Here is a 15,064-nt window from a genome sequence, read left to right as displayed (position 1 = left end):
TCCGATCCCGAGACGGAGCTGCGATTTCATCGCGAAGTGCCCACACCAAACGTCCCGGTCAAGGGCATTGCGTGCAATATATAAATTTAATTGCATGCAATCTTGTAGTCATTTCGAATGCGCCATAGAAGGCGCGCCATGACGCATCCTTCTTCCGGTCCATTCGATCTGGTCGTTCGCGGCGCCATCCTTGTTGACGGAAGCTGCGTAGCAATCGGGATCAAGGATGGCTGCTTTGCAGCTATCGAACCTTCGCTTCCTGCGGCTCCGGACGAGATCGATCTGGGCGGGCGCCTCGTGTGCGGCGGCCTTGTCGAAACACACCTTCATCTCGACAAGTCCCGCCTGATCGACCGTTGCGGTTGCGGCCATCCCAGCCTGGCTCATGCGGTGGAAGCCGTGGCCGAAGCCAAGCGGCACTTCACGGTGGAAGACATCTACCGCCGTGCCGCGGCAACGCTTGAAGCGTGCATCGGCCATGGCACCACCCATATTCGAACCCACGTCGAAGTCGATCCGCGAGTCGGTCTGCGGGGGTTGGAAGCGATGATCGCCCTGCGCCGCGACTATGCCTGGGCTATCGAACTCCAGATCTGCGCCTTCCCGCAAGAAGGGCTGACCAACGATCCCGGCTGCGAAGCACTCCTGGTGGAGGCGCTTGAAAACGGCGCGGATCTGCTGGGCGGCGCCCCATACATGGACGCGGCCCCTCGCGAACAGCTGCAACGCCTTTTCACTTTGGCCAGTGCATACGATGTCGATCTCGACCTGCATCTCGATTTCGACCTCGATCCAGAAGGATCCCAGATCGGCGACCTGTGTCGCCTGACCGCCCAGCACAAGCGCGGCGGCCGGGTGGCGATAGGTCATCTCACGAAGCTGGCAATGGTTTCGCCTCTCAATCGCATCCCGTTCCTGCATCGCCTCGCGGATGCAGGAATCGCGGTCAGCACTTTGCCTGCAACCGACATCTACCTGCTCGGCAAGGAGCTGGGCGTGCATGCTCCCCGCGCACTTGCACCGGTCCATGCGATGGTCGATGCCGGCATCTCATGCGCGATCTCGACCAACAATGTCCTCAACCCTTTCACGCCCTTTGGCGATTCCTCGCTACTGCGGCTTGCGAATTTTCACGCCAACGTAGCCCAGCTCGACAGCAAGGCGGCCATGGACAGGAGCTTTGACATGATCTCCGCCATGGCCGCCCGGTGCATCAACGCCGAATATGGTATCGCAGTGGGCCGGCCTGCGACTTTCGTGGCGCTGGATGCGGCTTCGCCCGAACAGGCCATACGGGAAATCGCGCCCCCGCTGCTCGGCTTTCGTAATGGCCGTCGCAGCTTCACCCGAGCGCAGGTGCAGCTTCATCATCCCGAAGATCGCACCGATCATGAATCGCGTTCATCTGAAGCCGAAAGCAACTGATGGAAAAGGACCGACAGATAAAGGCGGATCGATCGGAAGCCATTTATCGCGCACTGCGCGAGGCGATCATCGAACAGGCGCTGGAACCCAGAACCAAATTGTCCGAAGATCGCATCGGCCAGCAATTCGGCGCCAGCCGAACGCTTGTGCGTCTCGCACTCGGCCAGCTCGCCGCAGAAGGCCTCGTGACTCTCGAGCCCAACAGAGGCGCTTACGTGGCGCTGCCCGAATGGGACGAAGCGGGAGACCTGTTTGAAGTGCGCACGGCCCTTGAGCGCATCGCAGTCCAGCGAATTGCCCGCAGCGCCGACACGGATGCTATCAGGCAACTGCGCCGTCACGTCGAGGAAGAAGCGGCGGCAGCGCAGCTCGATGATCGCAGGAAGTCGATCCGCCTCGCCACGGAATTTCACATTCTTCTCGCTGAGCTGGCAAGCAGTCCGCTGCTGTCCGGCTATATCGCGCAGCTCGCGTGTCGCTGCGGGCTACTTCTCGCCCATCACGATCCGACTCATTCGGCAGACTGCGCGGTCAGTGAACACGGTGCGATCATCGATGCACTGGAACAGGGCGATGCCGAGCGCGCGATCCACCTTTCGGACGCGCATCTTGGCGAGGTCCTGAACCGGGCCCTGGAAGGACGACCGCCTTTGAAGGGGCAGGATCTCGACCAGATCCTTGGCCCTTACGTCGAGCGGATTCTGGCACAAGGATCGAAGGAATGATTATCGACGACCCCGAAGCACTCGCATCCCTGACCGAAGCGAGCGATGCCTATGAGGCAGCCCTGCAGCACAACGACCTCGATACGATGGACCAGCTATTCTGGGACAATTCTCGCACGACCCGCTTCGGGGCACGCGAGAACCTGCACGGCATCTCGGAAATCCGCGAGTTTCGCATTCAACGTCCGGGCGGAGCGCCCGCCCGCGACAATCTTCGCCGCACTATCGCCGTGTTCGGCCCCGATCACGGCCATTGCGCCATCGAGTTCCGCTATCGGGGCAACGGGGCACTTGGGCGTCAGACCCAGATGTGGGTCCGACTCGACGGCGCCTGGCGCGTGGTCGGCGCACACATCTCGTTGCTGCCCACCTGAGTGAAGGGGGCCGCACGGGCCCCGCCCACTCTCCGACCAGCCCTCCCGAAGACACTCAGGCCACGCCCCTCCTCCCTCCCTGATCGCGAGGGACAGCTTGCCCGCGCGCCATAGGATTAGACATGACCCTGTTCGGCATCACCTTCGACCGTTTCCTTGGCGCCCTGCTCGTAGCAATCGTCGCCGCCATAGCCCTGCCCTCGCTCGGCATGTCAGGCGGGCCTCTGCATGTCGATCTCATCTCGAAGTACGGCGTGGGACTTGTCTTCTTCCTCTATGGCCTCACCCTCGACCCAGCGCGAATGCGGGCGGGCCTGAGCCACTATCGCCTGCACCTCATCGTTCAGACGACGACCTTCATCCTCTTTCCGCTGATCGTCCTGGCGTTGCATGCTCTGGCTGGGCCGGTATTGACGCAAGAAGCGTGGACCGGGTTCTTCTTCGTGGCAGCCCTGCCCAGCACGGTTTCGTCCTCGGTCGCCATGGTTTCGCTGGCCCGGGGCAACGTCCCTGCCGCGATCTTCAACGCCACCCTGTCCAGCCTGATCGGCGTCTTGCTCACGCCCGCACTGATGGCCTGGTACCTGTCCCAGTCGAGCATGCCGCTGAACCTTGGGAATGTCCTGATCAAGGTGGTTGGGCTTGTCGTAGTACCTATCCTTCTGGGCTCCTTCGCCCAGCGCTGGCTGGCGGGATGGGCCATGCGCAACCGGAAGGTCATCCAGCTTGCCGATCGCGGGGTGATTACCGCCATCGTCTACAACAGCTTCTGCGATTCCATCGCGAAGGGCGTGTGGAGCGCCCATAATGCCGACCTCGTGGCGAAGATCGTCATCGGTGTCATCACTCTCTTCGCGATCGTCTATGCGCTCACGACCGCGATCTGCAACGCCATGGGCTTTTCCCTGGAAGACAGGATCGCCTGCACTTTCTGCGCGTCGAAGAAGTCGCTCGCCACCGGTGCGCCCATGGGTGCGATCATGTTCGCGGGCCAATCGGCCTTCGGCATCCTTATCGCCCCCATCATCCTCTACCATTTCTGCCAGTTGGTCATCACCAGCATCATCGCCTCACGCTTCGCTTCCCGGGCGGCGGATCAGTAACAGGCAAAACGGGCCGAACGCAGCCTCAGACGCCAAGCGACTGCCCTCCCCCTCTGAAGGGCAGTCTGCGAGCGAGTCCATCACCTCATCAGCTCAATGCCTTCCAGCGCGGCGGCAGTGGCCAGAAGCATCTCGTCTTCGCCCCGACGGGCAAGCAGACATAACCCGAGCGGCAAGCCCGCGACACTTGCCGCAGGAACGGACACGGCGGGTACCCCGGCCAGGCCGGCGATACACGTCATCGCGATCGTCCTGTCCCGCAGGCTCTGCTTTTCCGCCGCCGGCAATTCGAGCTTCGGCGCAGCCCCCGATGCAGTCGCGAAAGCGAGAACGCCTCCGGGGGGAACATGTTTCTCTAAGGCAGCGAGAATCTGTTCGGCCGCCATGTCCGCCAGATTTGCACGAGCGGGATCAGCCTTCGATGCCATCTCGAAGCGCAGGCCAATGCCCGGGCCGAACTTCGGCTTGTTACCCTCGATCCACTCACCGTGGGTTTTCCAGACTTCGACCGGCTGGCGGGCCAGGAACGCGTCTTTCCATTCCTGGAGGCGCCCGTCCGCAAAGGAAGTGCGAACGGTCTCGATGTCGAGATGCTTCGCGACTGCCTTGACCGCATCGTCAACGGCATCGGCCGCGTCGCGATCGGCAAGCGCGAGGACGTCCGTGGCGACCACCAGACAGCGCGCGGCCGGCTTTGCGGCATAGTCCGGCAGGAGCGGCCCGGTCGCCCTGGCAAGCCATGCTCCGCTCGATGCCAGTACGCCTACCGTGTCGAAGCGCGGTGCCAGCGGCACGAGGCCGTCTACAGGAACCCGGCCATGCGTCGTCCTGATGCCGAATATGCCGCAATAGGAGGCCGGGACGCGGGTCGATCCGCCGGTATCGGTTGCCATGGCATAAGGAACCAGCCCTGCGGCGACCGCCGCGGCAGATCCGCTGGAAGACCCGCCGGGAATACGATCGGGCGCCTTTGTATTGAGCGGAGTGCCGTAATGGACATTGGTACCTGACAGGCTCAAGGCAAGTTCATCGGTGTGGGCGATACCGATGACATCGGCGCCCGCATCCAGCCATTGCTGGACGGCCCAGGCGTTGGCGGTTTGCACCGGCGCCTGCTCCAGCCAGACAGGATTGCCGGCTCCGATGCGATGTCCTGCTACACGGAACAGATCCTTGATCACCGTTTGGGAACCGGCAAGCGCACCCGAGCCGCTGCCACGCGCCACGTGCGCCGGGCCAATCCGCAAGGCGCGCGAATGGTCCGGCGCCAGCTCCAGTTTGTCAGTCATCTTTTTTCCAATATTGAGTGCAGACCGGCCGGGCGAGCAAGCGCCCCAACCGATCAAATGACATTGTCCGAATTGCAGGCGCACACATCCTGTTTGGATAGGCTGCAATTATACGACTCCTCTATTCTTAGAGGAGTCGGAAAACGAAAAAGAAAATAATTGATTTAGTTAATTAAAGATTACAACATAATAACGAATAAGTTAATATCTATAAGTCTCTCAATGAACGATTTTATAGAATCGGTGATTCAACACAAGTTCAACATTTCAGCGAGCGTGTGAGGAGAAGACCTTTGATCCAGTGAAATATTGTCTTCAAGTTTGCGCAAATGCTTCCCCATCTCCGCACGAGCAGAGGCGACATCTCGCTTCTCCATGTAGTCGATGATCCGAGCATGCTCCTGGTGCTCGCATACCGCATTGCCTATGGGCTGGTACACGGACACAATCAGCGAACATCGCGTCATCAATGCCGCCAGGTAGTCAGTGAGTATCGGATTCCCCGCGATGGCGGCGATTTTCAGATGAAATTCGCGCGCGCAAGCCACCCAAGTCCGCTGATTCGAAGTTCCAGCCATCTCGCCTTCGTGGGCCAGCATCTTTCGCAAGTCGTTCATGTCCTTGGCCGAATGGCGCATTGTCGCCAATTCGACGATGGAAACCTCCAGCGCACGACGCGCCTCGAAGATTATGCGAGTCTCTTCCGGAGTCGGAACGGCAACAATCGCGCTCTTGTTGGGCCGCAGCATGACGATGCGATCATTCTCGAGCCGCTGAAGCACCTTGCGGATAACGCCGCGGCTTGCACCGAACAAAGTGCATAAACTTGGCTCAGGCAGCTTGGTGCCGGCCACCAGCCTTTGATTCAGCACGCTATCGAATATGGACTGATAGATGTGCTGCTCAGACCCGGGCTCGGCTTCATGTGCTACGCTTGCGGATGAAGCCAAATCATCGACCTCCGCATCTTCCGCGAGAGTTTTGTCATTCGACATCGGCTTACTGCCTCGCTGAACCATTGGCCTTCACCCTTCCACGCAGCACCGCGATGCATAGCGATAGTTTTGCCGCTATGCATCGCGCTCGGATGATCGGCAACATAATTTTCCAAAATCGTTGACGATTTAACAAATAAATCATTGACGTTTTCTGGGCATATTGTGCATCATGGATGCCGATCACAAGGGGTAGTACGGGTGGCCGGGTTATGAATGAGCAGCTGAGCAGGCGATCTGCATTGGCGATCGTCCTTGCATCGCTGGGGGCCGGATTGACTGGATGCGAGCGTTCCCAAGAGATTAAGATCGGACTTGTCACGGCTCTTTCCGGCCACTCCGCAAAATCGGGAGAGGCTCTGAGTCGCGGCCTGTTGCTGGCTATCGATGAAATTAATTCACGCGGCGGGTTGCTGGGCTGCAAGCTGTCCTTGGTGAGCAGGGATGATCAGAGCGATGTAGGCAGAGGTGTCATCGCTGCCCGCGAACTGATCTACAAAGAGAACGTCGCCGCACTTTTCGGCGGTCTGGATACTCCGGTGGCAAGGGCGATTATTCCGATCGTCTCGGCCGCTAAGAAGCCCTTTATCATACCGTGGGCTGCAGGAACGGCGATTACACGCAACGGGTTGAAGCCCAATTTCGTCTTTCGCGTTTCTGCGGTCGACGAAGAAGTGGATCAGGCCATGGTCGACTTCGCAGTCGCAAAATACGGAGCCAGGCGGCCGGGACTCATCCTGATCAACAACCCGTGGGGCCAATCCAATGAAAAGGGATTGAAGGCGGCGTTGGCCAGCAGGGCGATGCCCATGGCCGGTGTTGAACATCTGGAGATGTCCGACGTCGACCTGTCGAGGCAACTGGGACGCCTGCGCTCTGCAAAGGCAGACAGCCTGCTGCTGGTGGCGCCTGTGGGCCCCTCCGCGCAAGTGGTGAGGGCGCTCGATCAGATGCGCTGGGAAGTTCCAGTGGTCTCTCACTGGGGGCCTGCGGGGGGGCGCTTTCAGGAACTGGCCGGTGCGCGGGCCAGCACTGTCAAGTTCATTCAGACCTACAGCTTCTTTGGGTCGCAGTCGCCGGCCCAGACAAGAGTATTTGCCGCCCTCAAGGCCAAGTACCCCGATATTCGAGGCCCTGAGGATGTGACGCCGGCCGTGGGGGTCGCCAATGCCTACGATGCCATGCATCTGACCGCATTAGCGATCAAGGCGGCCGGATCGCTCGACGGTGACGCCATTCGCCGTGGCTTCGGATCTATTTCCGAATACGACGGGCTCATCAAATTCTACCGGCACCCCTTCGCAGATGGCCAGCATGATGCGCTCGGTCGAACCGATTACATCTGGGCTGAATTCCGCGAAAATCGGATCATGCCGGTCTCCACGACGGAATCCTGATTCATGGATATCACCTCAACGCTATTCACCGGGCTTGCCCTGGGTTCGATATACGGCCTCGTCGCAATAGGATTTCATATTACCGCTTCGGTTTGCGGCGCGGTCAATTTCGCACAGGGCAGCAGTGCCATGCTCGGTGCGGCGGTCATGTGGATGCTGATTGACGCAGGATGCCCTGGATGGGCTTCGCTGATCCTGTCTGTCAGCCTCTGTGCCGTGTACGGCGTGGTTGTGGAGCGCGCCGCGGTCCGACCATTTCTCCGGCGCCGAAGTGATGCGTGGCTCATGGCCACGGTAGCGCTAGGGCTTATCTGCGATAATGGGATGACGTTCATTTTTGGCGCTGAACCGCGAGCGATGCCCTCGCCGTTCACGGGCTCATCCGTGCGTCTGGCCGGCAGCGACCTTGGCATCTATCCTCTTCACATCATCATTCCTGCGGTAATGCTGTCTATTGCGGCCGCGCTCGATTGCTTCCGCCGCAAAACGCTCGTTGGCATAGCCATGCTGGCCTCTGCCCAGAACCAGGATGCAGCGCGAATAGTCGGAATCCCGGTTCCGACCATGGTCACCTCTGCCTTCGCCCTGGCCTCGGCGCTGGCAGCGATCGGCGGGATCATGCTCGCTCCGCTCTCGAACGTTGATCCTGGCATGGGTGTCGTTTTGGGCCTGAAAGCCTTTGCCGTTGCCATCCTGGGCGGCCTGGGCAGCGCTTGGGGGATTGTAGTCGGGGCGTTGCTTTTCGGAGTCGCGGAAGCCGCCATCGGGCTTGCGCTCGGAACGGGCTTCACCACCATCGCCACTTTCACGTTCATCATCGCCGCTTTGGCCATTCGGCCGAACGGGCTGCTGGGCCGCGCACAGGTTCGCAAGGCATGAGAATGAAAAAAACCGAAATCGACCTGCACATTGTTGTCCAATCAATCCTAATTGGTATTGGAATTATTGGGTCTCTCGTACTGAACTCATATTATGCTTTCATAATCGGACAGATAGCTCTGCTTGCAACCGCAGGGATAGGTCTTAACATATTGATCGGGCTTAGCGGCCAATTCAGTTTTGGACACGCCGGATTCTATGCAATCGGCGCCTATCTGGTCGCTATTTGCACATCGCACGATCTTCTGGATTTCTGGCTTGCCCTGCCTCTCGGCGTTGTACTCTGCTGCATAGTCGGAGCCATGCTTGCCATGCCTGCCTTCAGTGTCAAAGGTCCATACCTGGCCATGGTGACGATTGCATTTGGCGTTGTCGTCGAACAGATGCTGGTTGAAGCGGAAACTCTGACCGGCGGGCAAAACGGCATTCTGGCGATCGCGCCGATCTCATTGGCCGGGCAGCCGCTCGATGACCGGTCTATGGCGATACTCGCTACCCTGGCTGCATCCTTAGCATGCGCTGCCTATCATATTCTGAGCAAGAACGGTTGGGGCCTCGCCATGCAGGCCGTGCGCGACTCCGAGAACGCGGCCGCCGCGATCGGGATCAATCCTTTCGTGGCCAAGGTCGTCGCATTCACGCTATCCGCTGGATTCTGCGGCCTGGCAGGAGGACTCTCCGCTCCGCTCAACAGCTTCGTCATTCCGCATTCGTTCGGCCTCAACTTCTCGGTCCTGCTGGTACTTGTCGTGGTGATTGGCGGCCTGGGCGCCAGATCGGGCGCGTTATTGGGCGCAATCGTGGTTGGCCTGCTCCCCGAATTCCTGTCGTCGCTGGAAGCCTACCGCGCTGTCGCCTACGGCGTGCTCGTGCTCACCGTATTATGGTTGGCCCCCAGCGGAATCGCAGGACTATTGCCCAATCGCGCCGGCCCGAATGCGTCCCCTCGCGTTCGCAAGCCGATCTCCGCCATCGTTCAGGAACGGAACCGAGAGGACCTGTCGGCCAATGGGCTCGAGCTCAGTTTCGGAGGGGTGAAGGCGCTGGATGGACTTTCGCTCACGATACCAGCAGGAACGGTCACGGCACTCATCGGCCCTAACGGGGCTGGGAAGTCGACCATCATCAACATTCTCAGCGGTTTTTACAAAGCCGATGCCGGTCAGAAACGACTGGGCGATACGCTCCTGCCCGCTGGGAAGGCCTGGGTAACTGCGGTGCGCGGAATTGCGCGCACATACCAGACCTCCGCCCTGTTCGACAGCTTGAGCGCGCGCCAGAATGTCTTTCTCGCATTGCGCAAGGGTAAACTCGGCTCGCTCCTCGCATTCCAGGGCAAGAGTGATGCGGACATGCAGGAAAAAGCTCGACAATTGCTGTGGGCCTGCGGCTTCGAAGGCGATGCCGACGCCACCACGGGTAATCTTGCGCACGTTGACAGGCGATTTGTCGAAATAGCGCGGGCAATTGCCCTCGACCCGGATGTCCTTCTACTGGACGAGCCAGCCGCCGGTCTCTCCCAGGCCGAAAAGCGCACGTTGACCGACCTTTTGCGAAATGTCGCGCAATGCGGCATCGGAATTGGCCTGATCGAGCATGACATGGGGCTTGTGACCGCTGCTTCGGATCAAGTCGTCGCCCTTTGCGCGGGCGAAATAATCGCCAGCGGCGCTCCCACTCAAGTGCTTGAAGATCCGGTCGTGCGTACGGCCTATCTTGGCGAACGCGGCGGCGCTCGCAGGGCGGCCGCACCTGTCGTAGCCGCAAGGCCGGTTCTGGCGGCCTATGCTCTTCATGCTGGCTATGGATCGATCGAAGTTCTGCATGGTATCGACTTTGAAGTAAGAGAAGGCGAAGCCATTGCGCTGCTGGGGGCCAATGGCGCCGGCAAGTCGACCTTGATGCGTGTCCTGTCCGGCCTCATGCCGCCTCGCAAGGGCCAGCTCCGGCTGTTCGAACGCAACGTCAATGATACATCCACCCTTGAACGGGTTCGCTCCGGCCTGGCGCTGGTGCCCGAAGGGCGACAAGTCTTTCCCGAATTGACCGTCAGGGACAACCTCAGGCTTGGCGCATTCACGTCTCCTCGCGGCATGGATGCGCGAATAAGCACGATACTGAAGCGCTTCCCGCGGCTGCTGACCATGCTCGACCGCAGGGCAGGCCTGCTTTCCGGAGGCGAACAGCAGATGTTGGCCATCGGTCGCGCACTCATGGCCCAACCACGCATACTTCTGCTCGATGAGCCGTCAATGGGATTATCCCCCCAAGCGACATCCGACATGTTCGATCAACTTGAGACGCTCAAGGGCGATGGACTTTCGATGGTGATCGTCGACCAGATGGCGGACCGAGCATTGGCGATGTCATCGCGAACATACGTCCTGGGGCAAGGCAGAGTGGCTCTGACCGGTGCATCCTCGGACCTCATGAAAGATACCTCGCTCGAGGAACTCTATCTTCCGACCGATGTCCGCGAACCCGACTCTGCGCATGCCTGAACCCTGGAGCAACTCGAGGCATCACCGAAGGCAGGAGGAAACACGGTGAACGAACGCGCCGGAGCGTCCGCCCTTGCCGTACTGCGACTGGACAATGGCGGCGAGGAGCAAACCATTTCGCGTGGCGCGGCGAAGGGCGGTGCGACCGCGAGACTGGAAGCGATGAGAAGCAAGCTCATAGCCTATTTCCACGATCGTGCGCCGCATGGAGAGGCTGAGGATTTCGCACAGGAAACCATCGCGAGGTTGTGCGGCAGCACGCGCTTTGCTTCCGCCGCAAGCGACGCATACATTTTCACGATCGCCAAGAATCTGCTTCGTGATCGTATTCGTCGCACGGCCACCAGGCATCGCCACGGGCAGTCCTCGCGTGAGGATTTTCAGGCGGCCTTGTTCGGCACGGTAGACGAACTCAATGCAGAACGGGTGATGCTGGGCAGGGAGGCCATCGCAAGAGTGGTGAAATCGCTGGACAGCATGTCCGAACGCACTCGTCAGATCTTCCTTCTTTATCGGCTTGAAGGGTGGACCCAGAGACAAATAGCCAATCATTTCAACATCAGTACAAGTGCAGTGGAAAAACACGTGGCCCGCGCGGTTGTTCAACTCGCGAAGACAGTTAAAGCGAAGCGATGACCGAATCCGTCATCACCGCTTCCGATTGGCAGGAAGCCGCCCGGCTCTATCTGGCTGCTCTGGAAGATGAAAACGCCATGCCGGCCTTTCGTGCATGGGTAGGGCAAGATCCGGCGCGAGAAGAAGTCGCCGACGCGCTTCGCATGGGACTTGCGCAATTTGATGCCGCTTCGTTTGCGCCCCAGATCAATCAATGGCGTCTTGAGGCACTTCAGGCGCGGCCAACACGACTGCCTCTGCACTCACGATGGAAAGCCGCCATGTCCGGTATAGCGCTTTCGGGCGCAGTCGCTGCAGGCGTCTCCGTCCTGTTCTTTCACCCTGCAGAGTATTCGTCTTCACAGGCGATTGCACCTCGTACCGTCGCTGCGGAAACCGGGCAACGAAAGACAATACATCTCGAAGATGGAAGCACCATCATCATGGATGGTGAAACATCGCTGGAGCTCCGCTTCTCAAGCCTTGAGCGGGATGTCGTCCTGTTACACGGAACGGCCCGCTTTCAGGTGGCCAAAGATCGGAAGCGGCCTTTTCACGTGCGCGCGGGAGAGTTGGACGTAAAGGCACTCGGTACAGACTTTCACATCACGGCCCAGCAGGCCTATGTGCAGGTCAGCCTGATCCATGGAAGTGTCCTGGTTTCGGAACTTACCGGGCGCGACGCAAAGGAAGCGCGCATGCCTCAGGCGATTGCCAGGTTGGAGCCCGGTGAGCAACTTCAGAAAAGGAATGGGGAGGCCCCTCACCTCAGGAAATTCGACGAGAAGGATGCCGCTGCGTGGAACGGCACGCAGATCGAATTCGACGATGCATCGCTTGCCGAAGCTGCGTCGATATTCAATCGCCACGCCTCGCGCCCCATATCCGTCGCACCGTCGATCGCCGAGAGACGGATTTCCGGTGCTTTCGACAATCAGGATGCGCTCCCGTTTGCCGATGCAGTTGCGACAATGTACCCGGACGTTGAAGTCAAAACCACCCCGCAGCGTATAGAATTAAGTCCTCGCCAAAAAAACTGATGTGGCTGCTGCTCTCTTGCACGTTCTTATTGGTAGGAAGGCGGGGGCCTTCCTGATCCGTACAGGAAAGGCAAGAAATTGAGCATCCTAAAATACTCGCGTTCCTTAGTGACGCAAGCGGCGCTGGCCGCCGCGCTGGCCTGTCCAGCTGCAGTTTACGCAGGCGAACAACAGATCCGATTTCAAATCCCGGCCGGATCCATGAGCAAGGCATTACGCGCCTACAGCCAACAGTCAGGCCAGAAGATCCTGTACACCGAGAGCATTGTGGCCAACCTGCGTGGAGGCGCAGTCAACGGGAGTTTCCATCCGGACGATGCCCTGGCACAATTGCTCAAGGGTAGCCGCATCAAGGTCGAGCGAACCAAACATGGCGTGGTCATTCTGCGTTCGCCCAGTGCGTCATTGGGTGCGGACCACAGCAACTCTCAGGCGCCTGCGCAAGCAACTCACTACACGGCGAGCGCCGCAGCCGCCACGAGCGGTTCAAACGGTCTCGGTGAGATCGTTGTCACTGCCCAGAAGCGAAATGAGAACCTCCAGGACACTCCCCTGTCCGTATCCGTCATTGGCGGCGATGATCTCACTCGTAATGGCATTTACGACATTCGAGAATTGGGCTCTGTTGTTCCCAACATCCAGATTACGCCAGGAACCAATACCTTGGTGACTATCCGCGGCATCGGCATCAACGCATCGCCTGTTCAAACTGACCAGGCGGTGTCAGTCAATGTCGACGGCGTCTACATGGCGCGAGCGAACTCAATCAATGGCGCATTCTTCGACATTGAACGTATTGAGGTGCTTCGTGGACCGCAGGGTACGCTGTACGGACGAAATTCGACCGCCGGTGCACTGAATATATTCACTGCGAAGCCGAAGTTCGAATATGCGGGGTCAGCGGAAGTCGAGTTCGGCAATCTCGACAAGCTGCGATTCTCGGGGATGCTCAACGCGCCTGTAAGCGACCAGATCGCAGTGCGCGCATCCTTCCAGAGCGATCGCCGCGATGGCTATATGTCCAATGGCGCGAACGCTGTCGATTCCACCGCTGCGCGCATGCACGTCTTGCTGGAGCCCACTGAAAACCTGTCCGTTTTGCTGTCCGGAGATTATCTCGACCTCGGCGGCGATGGCGGGGGACTTATGCCCCTGCCGTCAGCCGGTGGAGACTGGTACACGCCATTCGATCAAACCGGTGCCAAGCGGGATACTAAGCAATCCGGCTTGCAGACCGAGGTCAACTGGACCCTCGGCGATGTCACTGTGACCTATATTGGTGCCCGGCGGAAAATCAGGAACGACATTGTTCTGAAAGCCGGTTTCACACTGGCCGAACAGAGTGCAGACCGCGTTTGGACGCATGAGCTTCGCGTCGGAGGCGGGTCGGACGCGAGCACGCTCCAGTGGCTGCTCGGCCTGTACGCGCTTGATCAGGACGGTCAGTTCGCACAGCAGATCCAGTCCGGCCCTTTCCAAAGTTTCGCATCCAATCCGGACCAGGCCGCGAATTCCAAGGCCGTGTTCGGGCAGGCCACTCTGAAGTTGATCGATTCCCTCCGCCTCACCGGCGGGCTGCGTTTCAGCAAGGACAAGAAGAGCCAGACGGGCTTCGATACGTACGGTGATCCTTTCCTCAATGAAGGGTCGTGGAACTCGACCAACTGGCGCATTGCTCTTGAAGCGCATGCGAGCGAGAATTCGCTTCTCTATGCCAGTGCGTCCACCGGGTTTCGGGCCGGCGGCTTCTTTGGCGGTGCGCCGCCGAACACTTTCCGTCCGGAGGAACTGACCGCCTACGCAATCGGATCGAAGAATACCTTCGCAGGCGGAAAGGTACGCCTGAATGCCGAAGCATTCTATTATGACTACAAGGATCTGCAGATCGGCTATCTCGATTACGTCAATCCTTTTCCCGCCTTCGGTAACCGCATCAACAATGTCGGCCGTGCCGAAGTTTACGGTGTCGAAATCGACGGCAACTGGCAGGTCCTGAATGACGCGCGGCTCGATGCAAGCGTCAGCTATCTTCATGCCCGCTACAAGGATTTCGTCGTCCCCGGCAGTGATTATCCGCCTCCCAACGGGCGCCCCCCCGTCGACTATTCTGGCCAGGTCATGACCCGTTCGCCGGCGTGGTCGGGGCGCATTGCCTATAACCACAGCTTTTACTTCCCGGATGGAAATAAATTGACTGCAACCGTGGCTGCTTATGGCTCGACCGGGCAGTGGTTGGACTTCATACATATTCCGGAATCGCGGCAACGAGCCTATGCCAAGGCTGACATGTCGTTGACTTACGACTTCGTCGACAACGGACTGTCTGTCACCGGTTATCTGCGTAACATCACCAACCAAGCCGTGTGGAACAGCTACACGAACTCGGGCGGATCGCAGGTCCAGGTTGGTCCACCCCGCACCTACGGCGTCATGATGAACGCCAGATTCTGACGAACGGCGGGCGCGGGAAAACAATTTCCGCGCCCGATTTTCGTAGGCGCATGTTCAAGGAACCAAAATGGTGCAAGAAAAAGATCGCACAACAGCAGTGTCCCCCCGGATGAGGCGTCCGGTTTCCCATTTCCACCCAGTCGCGGGATTCGAGAGCCCGGCTATCGGTGCAAACGGCCTACGGGGGGCGAGGCCACTCACGGCTACTACCGGAGCCGAAAGGCATGCGGCCGTTCGCGAATTGATGCGTCGCGCGGGTGTCAGCGGTTT

Annotated in this window: 12 protein-coding genes; 10 read left to right on the top strand and 2 right to left on the bottom strand. The window is 59.4% G+C overall.

From position 1 onward, the window contains the following. Nucleotides 1-138: 138 nt before the first annotated feature. From PP1Y_RS05970 to PP1Y_RS05955, 4 genes are all read left to right on the top strand, one after another. A complete protein-coding gene (locus tag PP1Y_RS05970; protein WP_013837183.1) occupies nucleotides 139-1,425 on the top strand; it encodes an amidohydrolase family protein in 1,287 nt (428 codons plus the stop codon). Then, nucleotides 1,425-2,150, top strand: coding sequence for a GntR family transcriptional regulator (locus PP1Y_RS05965; protein WP_013837182.1), 726 nt, complete (start codon nucleotides 1,425-1,427; stop codon nucleotides 2,148-2,150). Before PP1Y_RS05970 ends, PP1Y_RS05965 begins: the two co-directional genes overlap by 1 nt. Beyond that, a complete protein-coding gene (locus tag PP1Y_RS05960; protein ID WP_013837181.1) occupies nucleotides 2,147-2,524 on the top strand; it encodes an AtzH-like domain-containing protein in 378 nt (125 codons plus the stop codon). The genes PP1Y_RS05965 and PP1Y_RS05960 overlap by 4 nt, the downstream gene beginning before the upstream one ends. A 122-nt stretch (nucleotides 2,525-2,646) precedes the next feature. Then, a complete protein-coding gene (locus PP1Y_RS05955; protein ID WP_013837180.1) occupies nucleotides 2,647-3,627 on the top strand; it encodes a bile acid:sodium symporter family protein in 981 nt (326 codons plus the stop codon). A gap of 80 nt (nucleotides 3,628-3,707) precedes the next feature. Here PP1Y_RS05955 and PP1Y_RS05950 read toward each other — a convergent pair whose 3' ends face one another. Both PP1Y_RS05950 and PP1Y_RS05945 read right to left on the bottom strand, forming a co-directional pair. Beyond that, a complete protein-coding gene (locus PP1Y_RS05950; protein WP_013837179.1) occupies nucleotides 3,708-4,916 on the bottom strand; it encodes an amidase in 1,209 nt (402 codons plus the stop codon). A gap of 248 nt (nucleotides 4,917-5,164) precedes the next feature. Next, entirely contained in the window at nucleotides 5,165-5,911 is a 747-nt protein-coding gene (locus PP1Y_RS05945) for a GntR family transcriptional regulator (RefSeq protein WP_013837178.1), read from the bottom strand. 212 nt (nucleotides 5,912-6,123) lie between these two features. Between PP1Y_RS05945 and PP1Y_RS05940 the strand changes: the two genes are divergently transcribed. From PP1Y_RS05940 to PP1Y_RS05915, 6 genes are all read left to right on the top strand, one after another. Continuing rightward, nucleotides 6,124-7,308, top strand: a complete 1,185-nt coding sequence (locus tag PP1Y_RS05940; RefSeq protein WP_013837177.1) for an ABC transporter substrate-binding protein — start codon at nucleotides 6,124-6,126, stop codon at nucleotides 7,306-7,308. A 3-nt stretch (nucleotides 7,309-7,311) separates the two neighbouring features. Continuing rightward, nucleotides 7,312-8,187 (top strand): branched-chain amino acid ABC transporter permease, encoded by an 876-nt coding sequence (locus tag PP1Y_RS05935; RefSeq protein ID WP_013837176.1) that lies wholly within the window; start codon nucleotides 7,312-7,314, stop codon nucleotides 8,185-8,187. Then, nucleotides 8,184-10,688: a branched-chain amino acid ABC transporter ATP-binding protein/permease gene (locus PP1Y_RS05930; protein WP_148274860.1), complete on the top strand. Its 2,505-nt coding sequence runs from the start codon at nucleotides 8,184-8,186 to the stop codon at nucleotides 10,686-10,688. Before PP1Y_RS05935 ends, PP1Y_RS05930 begins: the two co-directional genes overlap by 4 nt. A gap of 45 nt (nucleotides 10,689-10,733) precedes the next feature. Beyond that, nucleotides 10,734-11,324 (top strand): RNA polymerase sigma factor, encoded by a 591-nt coding sequence (locus PP1Y_RS05925; protein WP_051009974.1) that lies wholly within the window; start codon nucleotides 10,734-10,736, stop codon nucleotides 11,322-11,324. Further along, nucleotides 11,321-12,343 carry a FecR family protein gene (locus tag PP1Y_RS05920; protein WP_013837173.1) on the top strand — a complete coding sequence of 341 codons (1,023 nt, stop codon included), beginning with the start codon at nucleotides 11,321-11,323 and terminating at the stop codon, nucleotides 12,341-12,343. Before PP1Y_RS05925 ends, PP1Y_RS05920 begins: the two co-directional genes overlap by 4 nt. A 78-nt stretch (nucleotides 12,344-12,421) precedes the next feature. Further along, entirely contained in the window at nucleotides 12,422-14,794 is a 2,373-nt protein-coding gene (locus tag PP1Y_RS05915; protein WP_148274859.1) for a TonB-dependent receptor, read from the top strand. Nucleotides 14,795-15,064 lie beyond the last annotated feature (270 nt).

The organism is Novosphingobium sp. PP1Y, assembly GCF_000253255.1.
Taxonomy (GTDB): Bacteria; Pseudomonadota; Alphaproteobacteria; order Sphingomonadales; family Sphingomonadaceae; genus Novosphingobium.
This window is presented reverse-complemented; position numbering and strand designations above follow the sequence as displayed.